Raw genomic sequence first — 23,196 nt, forward strand, 5'->3', positions numbered from 1 at the left:
GAAATCCTGGATTTAAGCTCAGGCCATGAACATACAAACCGCACTGCTGCCGCCCCACGCCGAGATGGTTCGCGCCATGCTCGAACGCGACACCGCCTACGAAGGGGTGTTCTTCACGGCCGTGAAAACCACCGGGATCTTCTGCCGCCCCAGCTGCACGGCGCGCAAGCCGAAACCGGAGAACGTCGAATTCTTCGCCCATGCCGATGAGTGCTTGAGCGCCGGTTATCGCGCCTGCCTGCGCTGCAAGCCGCTGGACGCTGCCGCCATCGCCCCCGACTGGGTGCAGCGCCTGCTCACCGCCGTCGATGCCGACCCGGAAATGCGCTGGAGCGATGCGCAACTGCTGGCCGAAGGCATCGAACCGCTGAAGCTGCGGCGCTGGTTCAAGCAGCATTTCGGCATGACCTTTCATGCGTGGCTGCGCACGCGCCGGCTCGGTATGGCGCTGGGCGGGATTCGCCAAGGCACCTCGATTGACCATGCGGCGTTCGACTCAGGCTATGAATCGCTCAGCGGTTTTCGCGATGCGTTCCAGAAGTCGTTCCACATCACCCCGGGTCGTGCGGCCCACAGTGAACCGCTGCTGTTCACCCGCCTGACCACGCCGCTGGGGCCGATGATCGCGATGGCCGAACGTCGCGGACTGGTGTTGCTGGAGTTTCTCGATCGCCCGGCGCTGACCCGCGAGGTCGAGGAACTGCAGGCCCGCCATGGCTACGTGGTCGCACCGGGACACAACGCGCATTTGCGGCAGATCGAAGAGCAACTCAACGAATATTTTGCCGGGACCCGCACTCTGTTCAGCGTCCCGCTGCACCTGCCCGGCAGCGCGTTCGACCGGCAAGTCTGGGAGCAACTGCTGCAAATTCCTTATGGCCAGACCAGCACCTACGGCGCCATCGCCTCACGCCTGGGCAAACCCGGCGCCAGTCGCGCGGTAGGTTTGGCCAATGGGCACAATCGGCTGTCGATCGTGGTTCCGTGCCATCGGGTGATCGGTGCGGACGGTACGCTGACCGGCTATGGTGGTGGACAGCCGCGCAAGGCGTTTCTGCTGAGGCTGGAAAACGCTGCGGTGCAGCTCACGCAACCACTGGCTTTCTGACACTTCGCTCCACTTACAAGAAGGGATTTCGATGAACGCGCTCGACACTCGGTTCCACCAGTTACACCAGGAAGGTCTGCTGATCCTGACCAACGTCGCCGACGCCACTGGCGCGCGACTGGTCGAGCATGCAGGCGGTAAAGCGGTCGCCACCAGCAGCGCGGCAGTCGCTTGGGCGCATGGCTATCCAGACGGCAACACCCTGCCCCTCGAACGGCTGATTTCAACCGTGGAATCCATCGCGCGGGTGATCCAGGTGCCGCTGAGCGTGGACATCGAGGCGGGTTATTCCGATGACCTTGGCCGTGTGGCCGAAGTGGTCGACGCGGTGCTTGCCGCCGGTGCGGTCGGGATCAATATCGAGGACGGCAGCGGCGCCCCGGAGCTGTTGGCGCGCAAGATCGAAGTGGCGCGAGAAGTCGCCCGCAAACGTGATGTGAAGCTGTTCATCAACGCGCGCACTGACGTCTACCTCAAGGGTCTGGTCCCGGCCGAGGATCGCGTCGCCGAAACCCTGCGCCGTTCGAGGTTGTATCAGGCGGCCGGAGCCGATGGTTTGTTTGCCGCTGGCGTGACCGCCGCTTATGAAATCGAGGCAATCTGCAAGGGCACGTCACTGCCGGTGAACGTGCTCGGCTTCGCCTGCCTGCCGTCGCCGACCGAGCTGCAAGCTCTGGGCGTGCGGCGCTTGAGCGCCGGGTCCGGGATCGCCGAGTTCCTCTACGGCGCAATGGGCTCGCTGGTGAAAAGCTTCCTCGCCAGCGGCAAGCTCGACACCCATGATCTGAAGGCGCTGACCTACGGCGAAGTCAACGGACTGCTGAAATAGCATGCCGGATCGTTATCAGGCGGCCAGCGAATTTCTGGCCGCGCTCGACGAGGACTGGCAGCGCCACGTTGCAGCCGTCGGCCAGTGCCTGCATCAACCGCACCCGGCGCGTGACCCTTACGAATCGCTGGTGCGGGCAATTGCTTATCAGCAACTGCACGCCAAGGCTGGGGATGCAATTGTCGGGCGTCTGGTGGCGCTGTTTCCGGGGCAGACGTTTCCCCGGCCTGAACAGATTCTCGCGACCGACTTCGATCAACTGCGCGGCTGCGGTTTTTCGGCGGGCAAGATTGCGACCATTCAGGGCATCGCCCAGGCAACGCTGGACGGTGTAGTGCCGGATTATCCCACCGCGCTGGCAATGGAGGATGAAGCGCTGATCGAACGCCTGGTCAGCCTGCGCGGGGTTGGCCGCTGGACCGTGGAGATGCTGCTGATTTACAGCCTGGAGCGCATGGATATTCTGCCGGCGGATGATTTTGGCGTGCGCGAGGGCTATCGCCGATTGAAGGCGCTGGAGGTACAGCCGACGCGCAGGCAGATGATCGAGATCGGCTTGGCGTGGAGTCCGTATCGGACGGTGGCAGCTTGGTATTTGTGGCGCGTTGCCAAGGTCTAGACCGCGTTATCGTTCTTCGCGAGCAAGCCCGCTCCCACAGAGGAACGCATTTCAAAATGTGGGAGCGGGCTTGCTCGCGAAGGCGCCCGTCGACTCAACCTCAAATCAAAGACCTGACTTCAACTTGCTGAACGCCCGAATCAAAGCCCGATTGAACGCCTTGCCATTGTCATTCTTGCTGTACAGCGAAGCCCGCACCGCCTCCGACGGGTACGTCCCCGGATCATTACGGATCGACGCATCCACCAGACTATCCGCCGCCGTGATCGCATTGGCGTAGTGGATGGTGTCGGTGATCGGCGCGATCACCTCAGGCGTCATCAGATAATCCATCAATGCCAGCCCGGCCTGTGGATGCGGCGCATCCTTGGGAATGACCATGGCGTCAAACCAGATCAACGTGCCTTCTTTGGGGATGCGGTAACTGAGCTGGAACGGTTTGCTCGCCGCTTGCGCCTGCCCCGCCGCAATCGCCACGTTGCCATTCCACGACATCGCCACGCAGGTGTTGCCGTTGGCCAGGTCGCTAATGTTCAGATCGTTGTCGAAGTAGCGAATGTACGGGCGGATCTTCGCCAGTTGCTGCTCGGCGAGTTTCAAGTCATCGAGGTTCTGGCGGTTGATGTCCAGGCCCAGGTACTTCATGACCGCCGCGAACACTTCGTTCGGATCGTTGAGCAGACTCACGCCACAGTCGGCAAATTTCGCCACCACCGCCGGGTCGAACAGCATCGCCCAACTGTCGGTCGGCGCGTTTGGCAGACGCCGCTTGATCGCCTGTTCCTGATAACCCACGCCGGTGGTACCCCAGGCATAAATCCCGGCGTAACGGTTGCCCGGATCGAACACCGCCATGTGCTGGCGGAACTCCTCGCCAACCCCGGCAAAGTGCGGCACCCGCGCCTTGTCCAGCGGCTGGATCGCACCGCTCTCGATGGCTCGCGACAGGTGTTGCCCGGCGGTCAGTACCAGGTCATACCCGCTGCGCCCGGTGAGCAGTTTGGTCTCTACGGTTTCCAGCGAATCGAAGTGATCGGCGACCACCTGAATCCCGGTTTTCGCCTCGAAATTCTTCAGGGTATCCGGGGCCAGGTACTCGCCCCAGATGTACAGATTGACCACCGGTTTCGCCGTTTCGGCAGCCTGCACACACAGGGGTGCAAGCACCAGCAATAACGCTTTACTCAGTTTGTGCAGGCCCATGGTCAGGCTCCTTTTTTCTGGCCGGCGTATTGCGGCATGGTGATGCACGCGACGTTGCCGCCACCGAGGAGGATTTCCCGGGAATTCTCGATGCCGACAATCTTGTGCTGCGGGAACAGTTCGGCGAGGGTCGCCAGCGCCACCTGATCGTTGCGATCACCGAACAGCGGCACCACGATCGAGCTGTTGCCGGCGTAGTAGTTGATATACGACGCGCAGATTCGGGTGCCGGCCTGACGGGTGTGGGTACTGTCCTGCTGATCGAGGCCTTCGGCTTCTTCGGCGGTCCACTCCAGCACGTCCGGTTGCGGCAGCTTGTGCACGATCAACTCGCGGCCACGGCTGTCGCGGGTGCTGCGCAGGATGTCGTAGGCCTCTTGATAGATTTCCCACTGCGGATCGTCGCGGTTGTCGGTCCATTGCAGCACCACTTCGCCGGGGCGGACGAAGCAGGCGAGGTCATCGACATGGCCATCGGTTTCGTCGAACTTGCAGCCGCGTGGCAGCCAGATCACTTGTTCGGCGCCGAGGTAATCGGTCAGGCGCCGGGTTACTTCGTCCTTGCCCAGATGCTGGTTGCGATTGCGGTTGAGCAGGCACTGTTCGGTGGTGAGGATGCTGCCCTGACCATCGCTCTGGATGCCGCCGAGTTCGGCAATCAGCGGTGCGCGGTAACGGTCGAAGCGTTCGATTTCGAGGATCTTGCTGGCGATCTGGTCGTCCTTGTCCCACGGGTAGTACAAACCGCCGTCGAGCCCACCGTAGGCGTTGAACTCGAAGTCGACGCCGCGCACTTCGCCGCTCTGGTCGTTGACCACGAAGCACGGACCGCTGTCGCGGAACCAGGTGTCGTTGCAGGTCATCTCGACCACGCGCACTTGCGGCGGCAACTGGCGGCGGGCGGTGGCGAATTGCGCGGCGGAGGCGCAGACGGTGACCGGTTCGCTGTGGGAGATGGCGGTGACGATCTGCACCCAGACTTTCTGCGCCGGTTTCGCGCCGTTGCGCCACACGTCGGTGCGCTCCGGCCAGCCGAGCCAGCAGCCGGACTTGGCTTCGAATTCGCCGGGCAGACGGAAGCCGTCGCGCTTGGGGGTGGAGTCGAGCAAACGTGCCATGGTCAAACCTCGTCTTGGGGTTGGGAATGACCACAGGCTACGGTCGCGGACGGCTGGCCCGCCAACGATGAATATTGCGGAACAGTTGAATTCAACTCATCAATCGGCCAGTTGATCGTTGAACCATTCAAGCATCTGCGCCACCGCCGGCCGCTCCAGGCGCAGCCGTTCGCAGACCAGCGCGTACTGGCCGAGCGCGGTCATGCTCGAGGTGAATGGCCGCACCAGCCGCCCGCTCAGCAAGTCCTCCTGCGCGGTGAGGTTGTCGCCCATCGCCACGCCCTGCCCCTGCGCCGCCGCTTCCAGCGCCAGACCGGCATGGGCGAAATACAACTGGCGCTGCGGGCGCAGATCGCCGGCGTGACTGGTGAGCCAGGCGGTCCAGGTCTTGCCGTCCTGATCGTCGTGCAGCAGGCAGTGGCGCGCCAGGTCTTTCGGGGATTTCAGACTGCCCTGATTGAACAGCCCCGGGCTGCATACCGGGAAGAATTGCAGCGCAGGCAACGGCCGTACGAAGTAGGCGCTGCTGTCCACCGGGCCGGTGCCGTAGGTGATCGCCAGGTCAATGTCTTCGCCCGGCGCGCTGGCGTCGATCGGCTGTTCGTAGAGATGCAGGGTGATGTGCGGATAGCGCGCGTAGAAATCGGTGAGGCGGTTCATCAGCCACTTTTGCGCCAGCTCGGCGGTAACCGCCAGGCGCAACACCGCCAGCGAGGAAGGATCGCGCAGTTCATCACAGGCCTCGCCGATCAGTTCGAAGGCCTGCTGCAGGCTCTGCATCAGGCGTCCGGCGGCGATGGTCGGGCGGATCTGCCGGCCTTCGCGAATGAACAGCGAGACGCCGAGCTGCTCTTCGAGCTGACGGATCTGGTGGCTGACCGCGCTGTCGGTGACGCACAACTCGGCGGCAGCCCGGCCGAAATGCGCGTGGCGGGCGGCGCATTCGAAGGTTCGCAAGGCGGCCAGTGAGGGGAGTCTTCGCATGGGTTGGGGTGCCTTTTTTTGGGACATGCTGACCGGGCTGGCGGTGGGCGTCCAGTGCGACCGAGTTATCGTTCTTCGCGAGCAGGCTCGCTCCCACATTCTCGAACGCGCTCCCCTATGGGAGCGAGCCTGCTCGCGAAAGCGTCTGCATGATCGCCACAAATCTTCTAGGCTCAACCGCACCCCTTCAGCCAACCGGAGGCCCCTCATGCACCTCGAAGGCTCCTGCCATTGCGGCGCCGTCACTTTCAGCCTGACCAGCGCCCATCCCTACCCCTATCAACGCTGCTACTGCTCGATCTGCCGCAAGACTCAAGGCGGTGGCGGTTACGCGATCAACCTCGGTGGCGATGCGGCCAGCCTCAAGGTTCAGGGGCGCAAGCACATCAGCATCTACCACGCGAAGATGAAGGAAGCAGGTGAAAAACGTGCCCATCGCAGCACCGCCGAGCGGCATTTCTGCTCACAGTGCGGCAGCGGCTTGTGGCTGTTCAGCCCGGAATGGCCGGAGTTGATTCATCCATTCGCCTCGGCCATCGATACCCCGTTGCCGGTGCCGCCGGAGCACACACATTTGATGCTGGGGTCGAAGGCGCCCTGGGTCGAGGTGGATGCGAAGCCCAAGGACAAGCAGTTTGCGGTGTATCCCGAGGAGTCGATTGCGCAGTGGCATGAGCGGTTGGGGTTGGTCAAATGAGCAGGGGCTTGTGTTGTGATTGATGGCTCTATCGCGAGCAGGCTCACTCCTACAAGGGAATGCATTCCAAATGTAGGAGTGAGCCTGCTCGCGATAGGGCCCAACCTGTCTACACAAATCAGTCCAGATGCGCCCAGGTCATCCGGAACGACGCCCCACCCCACACCGATTCCCCGACCTCGACCTGCCCGCCATGAGACTGCGACACCCGCCGCACCAGCGCCAGACCCAGGCCGAAACCGCCGGTACGCCGATCGCGACTGGCATCCAGCCGCGAGAACGGCTCGAAGATTTTCTCCCGTCCTTCCACCGGCACACCCGGACCGTCGTCGTTGACCCGCACTTCGTAGTAATCGCCGCTGCGCACCAGCGTCACTTCGACACGGCGCTCGGCATAACGAATGGCGTTGCGCAGCAGATTGATCACCGCCCGCGCCATAAAGCGCGGCTCGATGCGTACGGTGTCGAGCAGGCAGTCACCAATCAGCAACTGCACCCCCGCCGCTTCCGCCTCCAGCGCCACGCTGCCGACCACGCTGTCGAGCCAGTTGGCCGCTTGAATGTTTTCGCACTTGATCACCGTCGCGCCACGTTCGAGGCTGGCGTAGGTCAGCAGCTCGGAGACCATTTCTTCCAGCTCGCCAAGGTCGGCGTACATGTCGGCGATCAGTTCGCGGTTCTGGCTGGCTTCCGGTTGCTGCTTGAGCTGGTCGAGTTCGAACGACAATCGCGCAATCGGCGTGCGCAGCTCGTGGGACACCGCGTTGGTCAGTTCGCGTTGATTGGCGATCAGGCTCTCGATGCGCGCCGCCATCAGGTTGAAGTGTTCAGCCAGATCGCGAATGTTCGAGCGCTTGGACAGTTGAATGCGCACCGACAGGTCGTTGTCGCCAAAGCGCTCGGCGGCCAGACGGAGTTTTTCCAGATCGCGCCAGTGCGGACGCACCCAGAAAAACAACACACAGCCGATCAGCACGGCGATCATCAAGTAGGCACCGGCAATGTAGAACGGCATCAGGCTGGGTTCGGCGGGCAAGCGAATGCTGAGCAGTTGCGAGCCGCCGTCGATGGCTGAAATGTATTGGGTGTATTTGTCGCGGATCACCAGCAAGCCTTGAGCAAGCTCGGCTTTTTCCTCGTCGCTGAGCGCCAGTTGATCGGCGTCGACCAAGGTCAACCCCAGGCCATAGTGCGGGCGCAGAGCCTGCAGTTGTTTTTCACGGGCCGGGCCGTCGAGGTTGCGCAGCAACTCCCCCAGCGTCCAGGCCTGACCACGCACCGCCTCGCGGTTGTAGTCCTGCATCTGATAGTCGAGCAAGGCATCGAACGTACGCTCGACAGTCTGCAACGCCAGGACCAGGCCCACCGTCATCACCAGAAACAGCCCGAGGAATAACCGCAGCATCTACAGCTCCCACGCGAACGGATTGAACAGATACCCCTTGCCCCACACGGTCTTGATGCACACCGGTTCGCGGGGATTGTCCTTGAGTTTGTTGCGCAACTTGCTGATGTACACGTCGACGCTGCGATTGAGCCCGTCGAAGGCGATGCCGCGCATGCGGTTAAGAATGTCATCGCGGGACAAGGTCTTGCCCGCGGCGCTGGCCAGCAACCACAGCAGCTCGAATTCCATGGTGGTCATTTCGATGATCTCGCCGGCCAGACGCACTTCGCGACAGCTGCGATCGATGCTCAAGCCCCCGAACTCCAGCGCACTGACCACGCCAGCTTCCGGCATCTGCCGCCGCTGCAAGGCGCGCAGCCGAGCGAGCAGTACCGGCGGTTTGATCGGTTTGATCACGTAGTCGTCGGCGCCGGATTCCAGGCCGAGAATATGGTCGAGGTCGTCTTCCTTGGCGGTAAGGATGACAATTGGCGTGTCCGACACGCTGCGGATTTCCCGGCACACGTGCAGGCCGCTCTGCCCCGGCAGCATCAGGTCGAGCACCACCACTTTGGGCTGGAACTCGAGGAACGCGGCCACTGCCAGATCACCGCGATGCACCGCGCGCACCTCGTAGCCATGTTGTTCGAGAAAGTGCGCAATCAACGTGGCCAGACGCTCATCGTCTTCGACCAGCAGGACTTTGCCAAAACCCAGGTTATCCATAACGACCGTCTGCCAACCCATGTGTGAAGTGGGCGACAGTATGGCGGGATTCGTCGGAGAGGCGTTGTTTCGGGCAGCAAAAACCGGCCGCAGGGGCCGGTTTTCGGTGATATTTCATACTCTTAAGAGTTTTTAACAGTTTGTGTTTCAGGCCGCGGCCGGCACACCACTGTGAAAGCGGAATTCTTCATCCGGCGACTCGATCAGCTCCTGCTCGGCAGCACGCACCTTGTCGATCACCTGAGCGATGTCCTTCGCGTCGCCGTACTGGTAAGCCAGTTTCAGATAACCCTGGAAGTGCCGCGCCTCGCTTTTCAGCAGGCCGAAATAGAACTTGCCGAGTTCTTCGTCCAGATGCGGCACCAGCGCTTCGAAACGCTCGCAACTGCGCGCTTCGATAAATGCGCCGACCACCAGGGTATCCACCAGTTTCACCGGCTCATGGCTGCGCACCACTTTGCGCAGGCCCGAGGCGTAACGCCCGGCGTGCAACTGGCGCAGCTCGATCTTGCGGCGTTTCATGAGGCGCATGACTTGTTCGTGGTGCACCAGTTCTTCCCGGGCCAGACGCGACATCATATTGATCAGGTCGACGTGGGAATGGTACTTGGCAATCAGGCTCAGCGCGGTGCTGGCGGCCTTGAACTCGCAGTTCTTGTGGTCGATCAGCAGGGTTTCCTGATCGGCCAGTGCCGCCTGGACCCAGGCGTCGGGCGTGCGGCAGCCAAGGAATTCGTGGATTTCGGGAAGGATCATGGGGCTCACGGTAAAAGGTGTACGAGCAAAGGCCGCCGATTATACCGGCCTGCCCGCAGACCACCAGTCGCAGGCGTTGATATGTATCAAGTCGCAGGCGCATGAGCAGCAACTATAGTTGTGCAACGCCGTGCCTTTTCTTTGCTGGAGACTCCGCTCATGCAAGCCATTCGCAGCATTCTGGTGGTCATCGAACCCGAACATTCGGAAAGCCTGGCGCTCAAGCGCGCCAAGCTGATCGCCGGCGTGACCCAGGCCCATCTGCACCTGCTGGTGTGCGACCGCAAGCACGACCACGCCGGCATGCTCGGCGTGCTCAAAGCCGCGCTGCTGGCGGATGGCTACAGCGCGACCACCGAACAGGCGTGGAACGAGAGCCTGCACGAAACCATCATCGATGTGCAGCAGGCCGAAGGCTGCGGGCTGGTGATCAAGCAGCACTATCCCGACAGTGCGCTGAAAAAGGCCCTGCTGACGCCGGCGGACTGGAAACTGCTGCGGCACTGCCCGACCCCGGTGCTATTGGTAAAAACATCCACTTCCTGGAAAGACCGGGTGATTCTTGCGGCCGTGGACGTGGGCAATGCCGATGGCGAACACCGGCATTTGCACACTACGATCATTGATCACGGCTACGACATTGCCAGCCTCGCCAAGGCGCATCTGCATGTGATCACGGCGCATCCGTCACCCATGCTCTCGGCAGCGGATCCGACCTTTCAACTCAAGGAAACCATCGAGGCGAAATACCGCGAACAGTGCAAGGCGTTTCAGGCCGAGTTCGATGTGGACGACGAACACCTGCACATCGAGGAAGGCCCGGCGGATGTGCTGATTCCGTTCATGGCGCACAAGCTGCAGGCGGCGGTGACCGTGATCGGCACCGTGGCGCGCACCGGGTTGTCGGGCGCGTTGATCGGCAATACCGCTGAGGTGGTGCTGGATGCGCTGGAAAGCGACGTGCTGGTGCTCAAGCCGCAGGAGGTTGAGGATCATCTGGTGGAGTTGGCGGTGAAGCACTGAGGATTACGGTGCCTGAACCGGCGCCTTCGCGAGCAGGCTCGCTCCCACGGTTGGAATGCATATCCCTGTGGGAGCTGGCTTGCCAGCGATAGCGGTGGGTCAGTCAACATCGATATTGGATGCACCGACTTCATCGCTGGCAAGCCAGCTCCCACAATATTTGCATTCCACTGCGATCATTGTGGGAGCGAGCCTGCTCGCGAAGCTTCTAGGCGCCGAAGGCGTCTTTCAGGAAGCCCGGGGCGATGTAGCGCTGATAATGCGCTTCCGACAGCAGGAAGAATTCCCGATCAATGGCATCGCGCAACTCCGGCAGGTTCCAGTCGCGGAACTCCGGCAGCAACACCATCCCATAGGCTTCCAGATTAATGATCACCCGCGCCCCGCGCGCAATCAGCTGATAGGCCCAGCAATATTCCGACTGATGCGGCACAAAGCGGATCTTGCGCTGCTCCAGCTGTTGGCGCAGCCGCGCTGGATCGAAGATCTCGACCTTGCTCGCCATCACTTGTGACAGCAATTGCTCCAGACGCAACCACACCGCACGCTTTTCCTCCTCGCCGTAACCATTCCAGTGGATCACTTCGTGGTGGAAACGCTTGCAGCCACGGCACACCAGATCTCCGTAAACAGTGGAGCAGAGGCCGACGCAGGGGGTCTTGATGGTCTGATTGGGCATAAATTGGCAAAACACTGAAACGCGGAACAGGCCGGCATGTTAGCCCTTTGTCGGGCATTGATCACCCCTCAAACGTCAGGGGCAAGCGCTGGCTCGCGGTTTGCCTCGCCCGCGCACAACGCCACCAAAGTCCAATAGAGCGCGACTTACCTTTAAATTTTTTTTGCCGTAGAATCAGCCAGCCTTTTAAGGCGCCAATGTCCGTTAGAAGCTGTTTTCAAAGCGTCACGAGCACAGTCGTTCCTTCAGAGCGGTGTTGGCGAAGGGTTTTTCCAGCGGGGAAAAGCCCAACGCCAACCCTCATCAGCTCCCCGTTCTGCAGGCGTAAAACTTTGAAAGCAGCTTCTGTAAGGAATTGCCGGTAATTCTGGCCAAACGACCCACAACGTCGTGCGGTGCATGAGTACGGCAATTTCGGGATGAGCGTCCCGGACACCCATTTGGGACCACTGATGAGGGTAATAACTGTGCTTGAAGCCTACCGCAAACATATCGAAGAGCGTGCAGCCCTGGGTATCGTTCCCCAGCCGCTTAACGCCGAACAAACTGCAGGCCTGGTCGAGCTGCTGAAGAATCCTCCGGCTGGCGAAGAAGCTTTCCTCGTTGACCTGATCACCAATCGCGTACCACCAGGAGTGGACGAAGCCGCTTACGTCAAAGCCGGTTTCCTGTCGGCCCTGGCCAAAGGCGAAGTCACCTCCCCTCTGCTGGACAAGAAGCGCGCTGTAGAACTGCTCGGCACCATGCAGGGCGGCTACAACATCGTGACCCTCGTTGAGTTGCTGGACAACGCCGAGCTGGCGCCAGTGGCTGCCGAAGAACTCAAGCACACCCTGCTGATGTTCGATGCCTTCCACGACGTGGCTGAAAAAGCCAAGAACGGCAACGTTCACGCCAAAGCCGTGCTGCAATCCTGGGCTGATGGCGAGTGGTTCAAGAAACGCCCTGTCCTGGCCGACAAGATCAGCCTGCGCGTGTTCAAGGTCACCGGCGAAACCAACACCGACGACCTGTCCCCGGCACCAGACGCCTGGTCGCGTCCTGACATCCCGCTGCACGCCCTGGCCATGCTGAAAATGGCCCGTGACGGCATCGTTCCGGACGAGCAAGGCAAGACCGGCCCGATGAAGCAGATCGAAGAAATGCGCGGTCAAGGCTTCCCGATCGCCTACGTCGGTGACGTGGTCGGTACCGGTTCCTCGCGTAAATCGGCAACCAACTCGGTGCTGTGGTTCTTCGGCGACGACATCCCTTACGTGCCGAACAAGCGCGCTGGCGGTTTCTGCTTCGGCAGCAAAATCGCTCCGATCTTCTACAACACCATGGAAGATGCCGGCGCACTGCCAATCGAGTTCGACGTGTCGAACATGAACATGGGCGACGTGATCGACCTGTACCCGCACGCTGGCAAAGTCTGCAAGCACGGTACCGACGAAGTCATCACCACCTTCGAAATGAAGACCCCTGTGCTGCTGGACGAAGTCCGTGCCGGCGGTCGTATTCCGCTGATCATCGGCCGTGGCCTGACCGAGAAGGCTCGTGCCGAACTGGGTCTGCCGGCATTCGATCTGTTCAAGAAGCCGGAAGCACCGGCTGAAAGCACCAAGGGCTTCACCCTGGCGCAGAAAATGGTCGGCAAGGCGTGCGGTCTGGCAGAAGGCAAAGGCGTTCGTCCTGGCACCTACTGCGAACCGAAAATGACCACCGTCGGCTCTCAGGACACCACCGGTCCGATGACCCGTGACGAACTGAAAGACCTGGCGTGCCTGGGCTTCTCCGCTGACCTGGTGATGCAGTCCTTCTGCCACACCGCGGCGTATCCGAAGCCGATCGACGTGACCACCCACCACACCCTGCCTGACTTCATCATGACCCGCGGCGGCGTTTCCCTGCGTCCGGGCGATGGCATCATCCACTCGTGGCTGAACCGCATGCTGCTGCCGGACACCGTAGGTACCGGTGGTGACTCGCACACCCGCTTCCCGATGGGCATCTCGTTCCCGGCCGGTTCCGGTCTGGTCGCGTTCGCCGCTGCCACCGGCGTCATGCCGCTGGACATGCCGGAATCGATCCTGGTGCGCTTCAAAGGCAAAATGAAACCTGGCATCACCCTGCGTGACCTGGTTCATGCCATTCCTTACTTCGCCATCCAGAACGGTCTGCTGACCGTCGAGAAGAAAGGCAAGAAAAACGCCTTCTCCGGCCGCATCCTGGAGATCGAAGGCCTGGAAGGTCTAACCCTGGAACAGGCGTTCGAACTGTCCGACGCCTCGGCCGAACGTTCGGCTGCCGGTTGCACCATCAAGCTGTCGAAAGAGTCGATCACCGAGTACCTGCAGTCCAACATCACCCTGCTGCGCTGGATGATCGGCGAAGGCTACGGCGATGCGCGTACCCTGGAACGTCGCGCGCAAGCGATGGAAGCCTGGATCGCCAACCCTGAGCTGATGGAAGCCGATGCCGACGCCGAATACGCCGAAGTCATCGAAATCGATCTGGCCGACATCAACGAGCCGGTACTGTGCGCGCCGAACGATCCGGACGACGCCCGTCTGCTGTCCAGCGTGGCTGGCGAGAAGATCGACGAAGTGTTCATCGGTTCGTGCATGACCAACATCGGTCACTTCCGCGCTGCCGGTAAACTGCTGGATCAGGTCAAGGGTCAGCTGCCTACCCGTCTGTGGCTGTCGCCGCCGACCAAGATGGACGCTCACCAACTGACCGAAGAAGGCTACTACGGCATCTACGGCAAGGCCGGCGCACGCATGGAAATGCCAGGCTGCTCGCTGTGCATGGGTAACCAGGCACGCGTTGAGCCGAACAGCACCGTGGTCTCGACTTCGACCCGTAACTTCCCGAACCGTCTGGGCGACGGCGCGAACGTCTACCTGGCTTCGGCCGAGCTGGCGTCCGTGGCTTCGATCCTGGGTCGCCTGCCGACCGTCGAGGAGTACATGGAATACGCTGGCAAGATCGACAGCATGGCGGCCGATGTCTACCGCTACCTGTCCTTCGACCAGATCGCCGAGTTCCGTGAAGCTGCTGCGAACGCCAAGATTCCAGTCGTTCAAGCCTAACGTTACAAAGCAATAGAAAACGCCGCCCATCGTGAGATGCGCGGCGTTTTTTTATGTCTGGGGACCTGTGGGAGCAGGCTTCAAGGCCTGCTGCACCGCACCATCGACGCTCAGCCCGCTGAGTATCACCCCGTTGGCCGTTACCTCCGGCAACGCCTCCAACACGGCCAGCGCCTCATGCTTGAGTCGCGCCAGAATCAGGCGCTTGCCCTCCTGATGCACCCGCAGGAAGAACTCCTGGATCGCCTCAATGCTGGTGCCGTCCAGATCCGGGGTTTCCTCCAGACTGAGAATCACCGTGTGCAGCGCCACGTCCGAATGACGAATCAAGTGCAAAGCTGCACCAAGAACTCGCTCGACGTTAGCAAAGAACAACGCCTCACTGGGCCGCACAATCAGCACTCCCGACTCAGTCACCGCCGTTGGGTGACGCTGCAGATCGACAAAATCATGCCCGCCGTCGATCCGACCGAGCACCTGAATGTCCGCCGCCGACATCTGTTTGAGCATCAGCAACACGCTGATGGCCACCGACACCAGCAAGCCGTCGAGAATGCCCAGTACCAGCACCGCCCCCACCGCGCACAGCACCAGCAGCCGATCCCGGCGCCAGACGAAATAGCGCCCCAGCGGCTGCAGACTCAAGCCCCGCGCCAGCGCATGAACCACGATGGCCGCCAGAATCGGCTCCGGTGTCAGGGCGATCCACGGCAGCACCGTCAGCACGATCACCAGCACCACCAGCGCCGCCACCCCACCGGCCCAGCGAGAAGTCGCGCCAGCGGCCTCGTTCGCCGACGTCGCCGAATACCCGGCCCCCGCCGGCATGCCATGGAACAATCCGGACAACAAGTTCGCTGCGCCGAGCGCCAGCAGATCGCGGTTGGAGGTCACACGATCACCGTGCTTGAGGGCGAACGAACTGATCGAGCCGTACGACTCGGCGTACAGAATCATCACCAGCGCAAACCCCACCTCCCCCAGCCGCAGCCAGTCGGCAAACGGCAGCACCGGCAGGCTCGGCACCTCCAGGCTCAGGTCGATCAAACCGATCATGTTCACGCCATACGCCGGAAGGTTCAACCATTGTCCGGCGACGATGCCGATCACCACCACCAGCAAACCGCCTGGCACCCGTGGAAAGCGCGAGAACAGTCCCAACAGCAGCAACGCCACCGCTGCGACGGCCGCCGCCGGCCAGTTCCACTGCGGCAGTTGTTCGAGCAGTTGCGGGGCGAAGCGCACCAGATTGGCATCGGTCAGATGCACACCGACCACACTGGCGACCTGCTTGAGGATGATGGTCAGCGCGAGGCCGAAGGCGAAGCCGCGCAGCACCGGTTTGGCGATAAACGCAGTGACGCTGCCGAAACGAAAGATCCCCGCCAGCAAGAACAGCCCACCGGTGACCAGCACCAACCCGACCGCCAGCGTCGCGCGTAGCTGCGGGTCGCCATTGGCCATGGTCGCGGTGGCCGCCGCCAGCACCGCCGCTGACGAAGACGTGGCTGAGACAATGGCAAAGCGGCTGGTGCCAAACAACCCATAGCACAGCAACCCGGCAAACAGCGCAATCACCCCGGCCTGGGGCGCCAGTGCGGCGATGGTCGAATAGGCGACCGCTTCGGGCAACAGCAGACCGGCAATCGACAGACCGGCGAGGATGTCCTGCCAGCGATTGGGTGGCTCTACTGATTGGGGCGCGCTCGACAATCCACTGTCTCCAGACGAAAAAAAGCCGCTGTGCGTATCACGCACAGCGGCCACTGTAGCTGAGTCTCTGGCGCTTTGGCTTACGCCGTCAGCGAATAAATCACCGCCGAAATGGCCACCAGACCGACCAGGGTAACGAATACGTTCGACGCCTGACCGCGATAGCGCGCCATCGCCGGTACTTTACGAATCGCGTACATCGGCATCAGGAACAGGATCGCCGCAATCACCGGACCGCCGACGGCCTCGATCATCCCGAGAATGCTCGGGTTCAGGGTTGCAACGATCCAGCACACCACCAGCATGAACGCCGCCACGATACGATCCAGCGCTTTGGCGCCCGGACGCTTGCCGCTCTTGACGATCAGGCCCTTGAGGCCTTCGCTGGCACCGATATAGTGGCCGAGGAACGACTTGGAGATCGCCACAAAGGCAATCAACGGCGCCGCAAAAGCGATGGCCGGATTGCTGAAGTGGTTGGCCAGGTACGACAGGATCGACAGGTTCTGCGCTTTGGCTTCGGCCAGTTGTTCCGGCGACAGGGTCAGCACGCAACTGAAGACGAAGAACAGCACCATCACCACCATCAGCAGGTGGGCGCGGCAGAGGATCTGCGAGCTGCGCTGCTCCGCATTGGCACCGTAACGACGCTTCTGGTCCACCGCGAAGGCCGAGATGATCGGCGAGTGGTTGAACGAGAACACCATCACCGGAATCGCCAGCCACAGTGTGTGCAGCAGTGCCGACGGTGCCGGCACTTGCGAAGCGGTGGTAAGAATGCCGCCATTCCAGTGCGGAATCAGGTACACCGCGAGGAACAGCAACGCGACGATGAACGGATACACCATCAGGCTCATCGCCTTGACGATCGCCTGCTCGCCGCAACGCACCACGGCCAGCAGGCCGAGGATCAGCACGAACGACAGCAGCGCGCGCGGTGGCGGCGTGATGTGCAGTTGGTGTTCGAGGAAGCTGGCGACCGTGTTGGTCAGGCCGACGCTGTAGATCAGCAGGATCGGGAAGATGGCGAAGAAGTACAGCAGGGTGATCAGCGCGCCGGCCTTGATGCCGAAATGCTGCTCGACCACCTCGGTGATGTCGGCGCCTTCGCGACCGGAGAGCACGAAGCGGGTCAGGCCGCGGTGAGCGAAGAATGTCATCGGGAAGGCCAGCAGCGCGAGGATCACCAGCGGCCAGAAGCCACCCAGACCCGCGTTGATCGGCAAAAACAGGGTACCGGCGCCAATGGCCGTCCCGAACAGTCCCAACATCCACGTGGTGTCATGGCGATTCCAGCTCGACAGTTCAGCTGGTGCTGCCGCTTCATAGCGTGCGTCGACGCTATTGGCCTGATCATTCATCCGGTCGGATCTCCGCATTCCGGTCACTTGCCACTCGGTCAGGACGCGTCGGAAAAAACCGACAGACATGCTCCGGCCGAAACAGGGGCGCGATTCTCCGCGATAAATGAGCAGAAGCAAAGACTTAGCTGAGGAATGGTTGTACGGAGCAGATCAGCGGGTTGTCGTTTTCGGGAAAATGGCTGTCGGCTCCAGATACGTTAGATGTCGTTTTCCGGCAAGTTTCAATGGAATACGAGCGGGAAGATTTGATCAGATCGATCGAGCCAGCATGAATCCGAGTGACATGCAAAACAGGCCGAACGCTAGCATTCCCCAGATTGGGTACATATCGCCCTTGTTTTTGATGCGCATTCTTTCTTCCCACTCATCGTGCTCACGTTCCAGTTGTTCCATTCTGGCTTTGCGATCATAGGTACTCATGTGGATTTTCCTTTGGATCATGGGTCGGACGGTTGTGAAACGAACATTCAAAACTTGAAGAAAACACCTGCTGCTGGGGTGATTGCTGTCACCACCCCAGCTATAACTGCGAGCGGATATAAATTTGTCTCTCTCTTAAGCTTTTTTTCCTCCGCCAATAGCTTTTCCTCTCGGCCACAAGCTTTCTTGACTCATTCTCCAGCCTGTCGAGTTCCAGATTTTCAAGATCGTTCTTGAGCATTTGCCTTCCTTGGCTGTTGGCAGTCACCGCCCGAGCTACTGTATGTCTCATCATTTCTTGTTCATCGGCAGCCGCATAGCAGACGCATCCGCCAAATTCGTAGGCAAAATCCGCGAAAAACGTAGGTAGCCTCGTACAAAAACAGCGGCGAGCTCATCACCCCACACTTTCAATCTGGCCGACATGTTCTAGCGTGAGACAAGTCCCCTACCCAACGGAGTCTCTGCCCATGCCCCTCGTCCGCGTCGAAATCAAAAAACACTCTGACCCCACCTTCGCCAAACGCATCGGCGAGCAGATCTACGCCGCCATGCGCAGCACCATCAACGTGCCGGAGCACGACAACTTCCAGATTCTCAACGAGCACGACGGCGAGCATTTCATCTTCGACCCGCAATACCTGGGCATCCAGCGCAGCGATCGGTTGGTGATTATCCAGATCACCCTCAATGAAGGCCGGACGCTGGAGCAGAAAAAAGCCCTGTACCAGACCATCGCGCACAACCTGAACACCCAACTGGGCATTCGTATGGAAGACGTGTTCATCAATCTGGTGGAAGTAAAAAAGGAGAATTGGTCGTTCGGCAACGGCATCGCTCAATACGCCAGTTGACAGCCCTTCGCCGCCGCCAGCATGATCGGCGGCATGAACCTTCGCCCGCTGCACCTCACCCGTACCACCACGACCGCCACCGGCGGGTCGTGGTGTTGCTGCCTGAGGTGAATCCAGCGCAGTGAACCCAAGGCCCCGCCAGCAATGGACGGGGCCTTGTTGTTTCTCCCGTCCGTGCGGCACTTGCAGCCCTCAAGGAGAAACATCATGTCCGCAGCATTGTTGATCATCGATATGCAGGTCGGTCTGTTCCATGGCCCGGAAAAACCCCACGACGGCGAGCGTGTGCTCGCCAACATCCAGCAGCTGATCCGCCAGGCACGCCAGCAACGCGTGCCGATCTACGCCGTGCGCCACACCGGCCCGGCAGGCTCGCCGATTGCCGCCGGCAGCCCCTTCTGGCAATTGCTGCCGGAACTCGATCTGAATGCCGAGTCCGACCATGTGTTCGACAAATCCAGACCCAACGCATTCCACGGCACGAATCTGGCGCAGCAGCTCAACGCTAATCAGATCGACGACCTTTACCTGGTCGGCATGAAGACCCAGTTCTGCATCGACGCCACCTGCCGCGCCGCTGCGGATCTTGGCTTCAAGCCGTTGCTGGTGGCCGACGCCCACACTTGCATGGACACCCCGGCATTACCCGCCCACGTCATCATCGAGCACCATAACGCCACCCTCGGCGGAGCATTTGCACGGCTGATCAACAGCGCTGACGTGAGCTTCTGACGAAGCGCCCGCGCGCTCCCCGTTTCAGCTCCTACACTGGCTGAAGCGGGGCTGCGGCCACCATTGCCAAACCGCTCTGGAATCAGCACTCTGACACGACTTTCGCGACCACACCGTCATAGATCACAGGAGCCGCGCAATGCCCGCCACCGTTCTGGTACTGGTTGAAACCATCAATGACTATCTGCCGATTCTCGAGCATCAGGGTTTTCACCTGATCCTCGCACCAACCCCTGCCGAACGTGCGCAAGCCATCGCCAGCCACGGCGCACGGATCGACGCGGTGCTGACCCGTGGCCCGCTGGGACTGACCGCTGAGGAAATCGCCGCCCTGCCGGCGCTGAAAATCATCACCGTGATCGGCGCCGGCTATGAACACGTTGACCTGCAGGCTGCCAGCGATCGCGGGATCACCGTGACCAATGGTGCCGGGGTCAACGCCTCGTCGGTGGCCGATCATGCGATGGCGATGCTGTTGGCGCTGGTGCGCGACATTCCACGCTGCGACGCCGCGGTGCGCCGGGGTGAATGGCCGAAGATCATGCGCCCGTCGCTGGCCAATAAACGCCTGGGCATTCTCGGCCTGGGCGCGGTGGGCATGGCGATTGCCAAGCGTGCTCACCTCGGTTTCGACATGCAGATCAGTTATCACAACCGTCAACTGCGCAGTGATGTGCCCTATGCGTTCTGCTCGACGCCAACCGAACTGGCGCGGGCCTCGGACTTTCTGATCGTCGCCACGCCGGGCGGGATTGGCACCCAGCATCTGGTGACTCGCCCGGTGCTCGACGCCCTTGGCCCGAACGGTTTCATCGTCAACATCGCGCGGGCCAGTGTGATCGCCACCGCTGAGTTGATCAGCGCCCTTGAGCAACGGCGGATTGCCGGCGCCGCACTGGACGTGTTCGATCACGAACCGCAGGTGCCGGATGCACTGAAAAGCCTGAGCAACGTGATTCTCACGCCACACGTCGCCGGCCTGTCACCCGAGGCCACCCAAGGCACGGTGGAACTGGTGGGAAAAAACCTCGTGGCGTTCTTCTCAGGGCAACCGGTGCTGACGCCCATCGCCCTGCCCCCCAGGCTCAACAACCAGCGCGTGCATTGAAAAAAGCCGGCAGCGCCCTGCTGCCGTACCTATTCGAAACGCTGATTATCCTGCAACACGCTAACCTATAAGACCGCTGCGCGCTTGTGGCCGCCCGAGTGCGCCATTAGATTAGCCAATGATGTCTGGCCTCCAAAATAAGCAGAAGGGATAAGCATGGCGCTTACTGACCAGTCCACCCGTATCCGCTCTGGCGAAGAACTCGATGCCAGCCTGATCGATCCGTACTTGAAGAAGCACATTCCGGGGCTGACCGGCACGCCGCAGATCAGCCAGTTCCCCGGCGGTGCGTCGAACCTGACTTACCTTCTGGAATACCCGCAGCAGGAGTTCGTGCTGCGCCGGCCGCCGTTCGGCCACAAGGCCAAATCCGCCCACGACATGGGCCGCGAATTCCGCATCCTCAATCAACTGCGCGATGGTTTCCCCTACTGCCCGAAAGCCTACGTGCACTGCACCGACGAGTCAGTGATCGGCGCCGAGTTCTATGTGATGGAACGGGTCAAGGGCATCATCCTGCGCTCCGACCTGCCGCCAGAACTGGGCCTCGATGCAGCGAAAACCGAAGCGCTGTGCAAGAGCTTCATCGACCGCTTTGTTGAGCTGCATCGGGTTGACTACAACGCCTGCGGCCTCGGCGATCTGGGCAAGCCGGAAGGCTACGTCGCCCGCCAGATCAAGGGCTGGAGCGAGCGCTACGAAAAAGCCCTGACCCCGGATGCGCCGCACTGGGAGAAAGTCAAAGCCTGGCTCAACGACAAGATGCCGGCCGACCATCCGACCTCGAGCATCGTCCACAACGACTATCGCTTCGACAACGTGATCCTTGACCCGAACAACCCGATGCAGATCATCGGCGTGCTCGACTGGGAACTGACCACCCTCGGCGATCCGCTGATGGACCTGGGCAACACCCTCGCCTACTGGATTCAGGCCGATGATCCGGCACCGGTGCAACTGATGCGCCGCCAGCCGAGCCACGCCCCGGGCATGCTGACTCGACGCGAATTCGTCGATTACTACGCCGAACGCTCGGGCATCCAGATCGACAATTTCGACTTCTACTACACCTACGGCCTGTTCCGTCTGGCCGGCATCGTGCAGCAGATCTACTACCGCTTCTACCACGGCCAGACCCAGGACAAACGCTTCGCGCAGTTCATTCACATGAACAAACTGCTGGAGCACATGAGCCTGCAGGTCATTGCGAAATCGAGCCTCTGACGGCCCACACCAAGGAACCCTTATGTCCAAGACTCAGTTGTTCGACCTCGACGGCAAAATCGCATTCGTCTCCGGCGCCAGCCGTGGCATCGGTGAAGCCATCGCCAAACTGCTGGCCCAGCAAGGCGCCCACGTGATCGTCTCGAGCCGCAAGCTCGAAGGCTGCCAGCACGTCGCCGACGCGATCATCGCCGCCGGCGGCAAGGCCACCGCCGTGGCCTGCCACATTGGTGAAATGGAACAGATCAGCCAGGTCTTCGCCGGGATCAAGGAACAGTTCGGTCGCCTCGATATTCTGGTGAACAACGCGGCGACCAACCCGCAGTTCTGCAACGTGCTGGACACCGATCTGGGTGCGTTCCAGAAGACTGTCGACGTGAACATCCGTGGCTACTTCTTCATGTCGGTGGAAGCCGGCAAGCTGATGCGCGAAAACGGTGGCGGCAGCATCATCAATGTCGCCTCGATCAACGGGATTTCACCGGGCGTGTTCCAGGGCATCTACTCGGTGACCAAGGCCGCCGTGATCAACATGACCAAAGTCTTCGCCAAGGAATGTGCGCAATTCGGCATCCGCTGCAACGCCTTGCTGCCGGGCCTGACCGACACCAAATTCGCTTCGGCCTTGGTGAAGAATGACGCGATCCTCAAGCAGGCGCTGACGCAGATCCCGCTCAAGCGCGTGGCCGATCCGAGTGAAATGGCCGGGGCGGTGCTGTATCTGGCAAGTGATGCATCGAGCTACACCACCGGGGTTTCGCTGAATGTGGATGGTGGGTTCCTGTCCTGATCTCTCTGACAACCCTGTGGGAGCGGGCTTGCTCGCGAAGTCGGAGTGTCAGGCAGCATTGCCTTGAATGACACACCGCATTCGCGAGCAAGCCCGCTCCCACAGGGGTTATCCGTAAGACAGTGACTTTGGGTAATGGCCTGACAAAGTGCACCGGCAAGCACCCCTACAGCACTACTGCGTGACACACCGGGTGGTGGTGATATGCCGGGTGACCTGCTCGTCAACATACATATCGCCCGACACCTGAGTGTTTTCCAGGGTCTGACAGTTACGCACCGGCGGTGGTGGCGGTGCAGCAGGAGGCGGTGGCGGAGGACTGGCGCAGCCGCTCAATAGCGCGACAGAGAAAGCCAGCGACAACGGCAGATACACGCGTTTCCCAGGATTATTCATAGGACGACCCGCGATGAATGGAAGAGCCACTTCCGCCATCGCGCACGAATATCGCGGATGACGGAAGACCTGACCACTCATTCTTTATAGCCGACTACCCTGCAAGCGCCAGTGAAATGGAGGGGGATAAGGGAATTGGCTGTCGATTTTGCGGGGAGTAACTCTGTGTGGGAGGGGTACATCAACAAGAATTTTTTGACTGGAAGGCCGCCTTCGCTGGCAAGCCAGCTCCCACAGTTGGAATGGGTGTGTTCAGTTGTAAATGGGTCCGCTTTCAGGCCGCCATCGCCAGCAGGCTGACTCCTGCAATTCAGAGAGCGACACCCCATGCGGCGAAGCCGCCCCACTCAACACAATGAGCGTTAGCTCGAGTACCGCTTTTGATCTGA

At 61.0% G+C, this 23,196-nt stretch carries 22 protein-coding genes; 11 read left to right on the forward strand and 11 right to left on the reverse strand.

Annotation, left to right across the window (positions count from 1 at the left end):
- Window positions 1-25 precede the first annotated feature (25 nt).
- The 3 genes from QRN61_RS18780 to QRN61_RS18790 are packed head-to-tail and all read left to right on the forward strand — an operon-like array spanning window position 26 to window position 2,556.
- Entirely contained in the window at window positions 26-1,108 is a 1,083-nt protein-coding gene (locus QRN61_RS18780; protein WP_285374520.1) for a bifunctional transcriptional activator/DNA repair enzyme AdaA, read from the forward strand.
- A gap of 31 nt (window positions 1,109-1,139) precedes the next feature.
- Entirely contained in the window at window positions 1,140-1,937 is a 798-nt protein-coding gene (locus tag QRN61_RS18785) for an isocitrate lyase/PEP mutase family protein (RefSeq protein WP_285374522.1), read from the forward strand.
- 1 nt (window position 1,938) lies between these two features.
- On the forward strand, window positions 1,939-2,556 hold the full coding sequence (locus QRN61_RS18790) for a DNA-3-methyladenine glycosylase family protein (RefSeq protein WP_097087952.1): 618 nt from the start codon (window positions 1,939-1,941) through the stop codon (window positions 2,554-2,556).
- Between the two features lie 105 nt (window positions 2,557-2,661).
- On the opposite strand, the gene QRN61_RS18795 is transcribed toward QRN61_RS18790, so the two are convergent.
- The 3 genes from QRN61_RS18795 to QRN61_RS18805 all read right to left on the reverse strand — a co-directional run bounded on the left by QRN61_RS18795 (window position 2,662) and on the right by QRN61_RS18805 (window position 5,861).
- Complete coding sequence (locus tag QRN61_RS18795) at window positions 2,662-3,759, reverse strand: extracellular solute-binding protein (protein WP_115990094.1); 1,098 nt, start codon at window positions 3,757-3,759, stop codon at window positions 2,662-2,664.
- A 2-nt stretch (window positions 3,760-3,761) separates the two neighbouring features.
- On the reverse strand, window positions 3,762-4,877 hold the full coding sequence (aguA, locus tag QRN61_RS18800) for an agmatine deiminase (protein ID WP_027613168.1): 1,116 nt from the start codon (window positions 4,875-4,877) through the stop codon (window positions 3,762-3,764).
- Window positions 4,878-4,976: 99 nt separating this feature from the next.
- Window positions 4,977-5,861, reverse strand: coding sequence for a LysR substrate-binding domain-containing protein (locus tag QRN61_RS18805; protein ID WP_123587923.1), 885 nt, complete (start codon window positions 5,859-5,861; stop codon window positions 4,977-4,979).
- 208 nt (window positions 5,862-6,069) lie between these two features.
- Here QRN61_RS18805 and QRN61_RS18810 point away from each other — a divergent pair, with 208 nt between their 5' ends.
- The gene (locus QRN61_RS18810; protein WP_123587924.1) at window positions 6,070-6,558 is read left to right on the forward strand and encodes a GFA family protein; all 489 of its coding nucleotides are present in this window, start codon (window positions 6,070-6,072) and stop codon (window positions 6,556-6,558) included.
- A gap of 118 nt (window positions 6,559-6,676) precedes the next feature.
- On the opposite strand, the gene QRN61_RS18815 is transcribed toward QRN61_RS18810, so the two are convergent.
- The 3 genes from QRN61_RS18815 to QRN61_RS18825 all read right to left on the reverse strand — a co-directional run bounded on the left by QRN61_RS18815 (window position 6,677) and on the right by QRN61_RS18825 (window position 9,427).
- Window positions 6,677-7,963: an ATP-binding protein gene (locus tag QRN61_RS18815; protein WP_285374529.1), complete on the reverse strand. Its 1,287-nt coding sequence runs from the start codon at window positions 7,961-7,963 to the stop codon at window positions 6,677-6,679.
- Entirely contained in the window at window positions 7,964-8,671 is a 708-nt protein-coding gene (locus tag QRN61_RS18820; protein WP_115990098.1) for a response regulator, read from the reverse strand.
- Window positions 8,672-8,818: 147 nt separating this feature from the next.
- Window positions 8,819-9,427 carry a MiaE family protein gene (locus tag QRN61_RS18825; RefSeq protein ID WP_027613173.1) on the reverse strand — a complete coding sequence of 203 codons (609 nt, stop codon included), beginning with the start codon at window positions 9,425-9,427 and terminating at the stop codon, window positions 8,819-8,821.
- A gap of 159 nt (window positions 9,428-9,586) precedes the next feature.
- On the opposite strand from QRN61_RS18825, the gene uspL reads away from it, so the two are divergent.
- Window positions 9,587-10,450, forward strand: coding sequence for a universal stress protein UspL (gene uspL, locus QRN61_RS18830; RefSeq protein ID WP_027613174.1), 864 nt, complete (start codon window positions 9,587-9,589; stop codon window positions 10,448-10,450).
- A 208-nt stretch (window positions 10,451-10,658) separates the two neighbouring features.
- Here uspL and QRN61_RS18835 read toward each other — a convergent pair whose 3' ends face one another.
- Entirely contained in the window at window positions 10,659-11,129 is a 471-nt protein-coding gene (locus QRN61_RS18835) for a DUF1289 domain-containing protein (protein WP_007965774.1), read from the reverse strand.
- 467 nt (window positions 11,130-11,596) lie between these two features.
- Here QRN61_RS18835 and acnB point away from each other — a divergent pair, with 467 nt between their 5' ends.
- Window positions 11,597-14,206: a bifunctional aconitate hydratase 2/2-methylisocitrate dehydratase gene (gene acnB, locus QRN61_RS18840; protein WP_027613175.1), complete on the forward strand. Its 2,610-nt coding sequence runs from the start codon at window positions 11,597-11,599 to the stop codon at window positions 14,204-14,206.
- Between the two features lie 51 nt (window positions 14,207-14,257).
- Here acnB and QRN61_RS18845 read toward each other — a convergent pair whose 3' ends face one another.
- The 3 genes from QRN61_RS18845 to QRN61_RS18855 form a co-directional block, all read right to left on the reverse strand.
- Complete coding sequence (locus tag QRN61_RS18845; protein ID WP_285374533.1) at window positions 14,258-15,919, reverse strand: SulP family inorganic anion transporter; 1,662 nt, start codon at window positions 15,917-15,919, stop codon at window positions 14,258-14,260.
- A gap of 80 nt (window positions 15,920-15,999) precedes the next feature.
- Window positions 16,000-17,280, reverse strand: a complete 1,281-nt coding sequence (locus QRN61_RS18850) for an HAAAP family serine/threonine permease (RefSeq protein ID WP_027613177.1) — start codon at window positions 17,278-17,280, stop codon at window positions 16,000-16,002.
- Between the two features lie 252 nt (window positions 17,281-17,532).
- Entirely contained in the window at window positions 17,533-17,703 is a 171-nt protein-coding gene (locus QRN61_RS18855) for a hypothetical protein (RefSeq protein ID WP_007965765.1), read from the reverse strand.
- A gap of 470 nt (window positions 17,704-18,173) precedes the next feature.
- Here QRN61_RS18855 and QRN61_RS18865 point away from each other — a divergent pair, with 470 nt between their 5' ends.
- The 5 genes from QRN61_RS18865 (at window position 18,174) to QRN61_RS18885 (ending at window position 22,411) form a co-directional block, all read left to right on the forward strand.
- The gene (locus QRN61_RS18865) at window positions 18,174-18,557 is read left to right on the forward strand and encodes a tautomerase family protein (RefSeq protein ID WP_096795934.1); all 384 of its coding nucleotides are present in this window, start codon (window positions 18,174-18,176) and stop codon (window positions 18,555-18,557) included.
- A gap of 207 nt (window positions 18,558-18,764) precedes the next feature.
- The gene (locus QRN61_RS18870; RefSeq protein WP_150369611.1) at window positions 18,765-19,289 is read left to right on the forward strand and encodes a cysteine hydrolase family protein; all 525 of its coding nucleotides are present in this window, start codon (window positions 18,765-18,767) and stop codon (window positions 19,287-19,289) included.
- A gap of 139 nt (window positions 19,290-19,428) precedes the next feature.
- The gene (locus QRN61_RS18875; RefSeq protein WP_150369612.1) at window positions 19,429-20,397 is read left to right on the forward strand and encodes a 2-hydroxyacid dehydrogenase; all 969 of its coding nucleotides are present in this window, start codon (window positions 19,429-19,431) and stop codon (window positions 20,395-20,397) included.
- Window positions 20,398-20,553: 156 nt separating this feature from the next.
- On the forward strand, window positions 20,554-21,621 hold the full coding sequence (locus QRN61_RS18880; protein WP_115990105.1) for a phosphotransferase family protein: 1,068 nt from the start codon (window positions 20,554-20,556) through the stop codon (window positions 21,619-21,621).
- A gap of 22 nt (window positions 21,622-21,643) precedes the next feature.
- Window positions 21,644-22,411 (forward strand): SDR family oxidoreductase, encoded by a 768-nt coding sequence (locus tag QRN61_RS18885; RefSeq protein ID WP_007965755.1) that lies wholly within the window; start codon window positions 21,644-21,646, stop codon window positions 22,409-22,411.
- Window positions 22,412-22,585: 174 nt separating this feature from the next.
- On the opposite strand, the gene QRN61_RS18890 is transcribed toward QRN61_RS18885, so the two are convergent.
- The gene (locus tag QRN61_RS18890) at window positions 22,586-22,807 is read right to left on the reverse strand and encodes a hypothetical protein (protein WP_285374540.1); all 222 of its coding nucleotides are present in this window, start codon (window positions 22,805-22,807) and stop codon (window positions 22,586-22,588) included.
- Window positions 22,808-23,196: the final 389 nt, after the last annotated feature.

Origin of the sequence: Pseudomonas sp. lyk4-TYG-107 (genome assembly GCF_030209055.1) — a bacterium.
GTDB lineage: Bacteria > Pseudomonadota > Gammaproteobacteria > Pseudomonadales > Pseudomonadaceae > Aquipseudomonas > Aquipseudomonas putida_A.

Bases quoted from the DNA above. Each gene is read 5' to 3' on its own strand.
- QRN61_RS18780 (WP_285374520.1), top strand. From the start codon at position 26: ATGAACATACAAACCGCACTGCTGCCGCCCCACGCCGAGATGGTTCGC.
- QRN61_RS18785 (WP_285374522.1), top strand. From the start codon at position 1,140: ATGAACGCGCTCGACACTCGGTTCCACCAGTTACACCAGGAAGGTCTG.
- QRN61_RS18790 (WP_097087952.1), top strand. From the start codon at position 1,939: ATGCCGGATCGTTATCAGGCGGCCAGCGAATTTCTGGCCGCGCTCGAC.
- QRN61_RS18795 (WP_115990094.1), bottom strand. From the start codon at position 3,759: ATGGGCCTGCACAAACTGAGTAAAGCGTTATTGCTGGTGCTTGCACCC.
- aguA (WP_027613168.1), bottom strand. From the start codon at position 4,877: ATGGCACGTTTGCTCGACTCCACCCCCAAGCGCGACGGCTTCCGTCTG.
- QRN61_RS18805 (WP_123587923.1), bottom strand. From the start codon at position 5,861: ATGCGAAGACTCCCCTCACTGGCCGCCTTGCGAACCTTCGAATGCGCC.
- QRN61_RS18810 (WP_123587924.1), top strand. From the start codon at position 6,070: ATGCACCTCGAAGGCTCCTGCCATTGCGGCGCCGTCACTTTCAGCCTG.
- QRN61_RS18815 (WP_285374529.1), bottom strand. From the start codon at position 7,963: ATGCTGCGGTTATTCCTCGGGCTGTTTCTGGTGATGACGGTGGGCCTG.
- QRN61_RS18820 (WP_115990098.1), bottom strand. From the start codon at position 8,671: ATGGATAACCTGGGTTTTGGCAAAGTCCTGCTGGTCGAAGACGATGAG.
- QRN61_RS18825 (WP_027613173.1), bottom strand. From the start codon at position 9,427: ATGATCCTTCCCGAAATCCACGAATTCCTTGGCTGCCGCACGCCCGAC.
- uspL (WP_027613174.1), top strand. From the start codon at position 9,587: ATGCAAGCCATTCGCAGCATTCTGGTGGTCATCGAACCCGAACATTCG.
- QRN61_RS18835 (WP_007965774.1), bottom strand. From the start codon at position 11,129: ATGCCCAATCAGACCATCAAGACCCCCTGCGTCGGCCTCTGCTCCACT.
- QRN61_RS18850 (WP_027613177.1), bottom strand. From the start codon at position 17,280: ATGAATGATCAGGCCAATAGCGTCGACGCACGCTATGAAGCGGCAGCA.
- QRN61_RS18855 (WP_007965765.1), bottom strand. From the start codon at position 17,703: ATGAGTACCTATGATCGCAAAGCCAGAATGGAACAACTGGAACGTGAG.
- QRN61_RS18865 (WP_096795934.1), top strand. From the start codon at position 18,174: ATGCCCCTCGTCCGCGTCGAAATCAAAAAACACTCTGACCCCACCTTC.
- QRN61_RS18870 (WP_150369611.1), top strand. From the start codon at position 18,765: ATGTCCGCAGCATTGTTGATCATCGATATGCAGGTCGGTCTGTTCCAT.
- QRN61_RS18875 (WP_150369612.1), top strand. From the start codon at position 19,429: ATGCCCGCCACCGTTCTGGTACTGGTTGAAACCATCAATGACTATCTG.
- QRN61_RS18880 (WP_115990105.1), top strand. From the start codon at position 20,554: ATGGCGCTTACTGACCAGTCCACCCGTATCCGCTCTGGCGAAGAACTC.
- QRN61_RS18885 (WP_007965755.1), top strand. From the start codon at position 21,644: ATGTCCAAGACTCAGTTGTTCGACCTCGACGGCAAAATCGCATTCGTC.
- QRN61_RS18890 (WP_285374540.1), bottom strand. From the start codon at position 22,807: ATGAATAATCCTGGGAAACGCGTGTATCTGCCGTTGTCGCTGGCTTTC.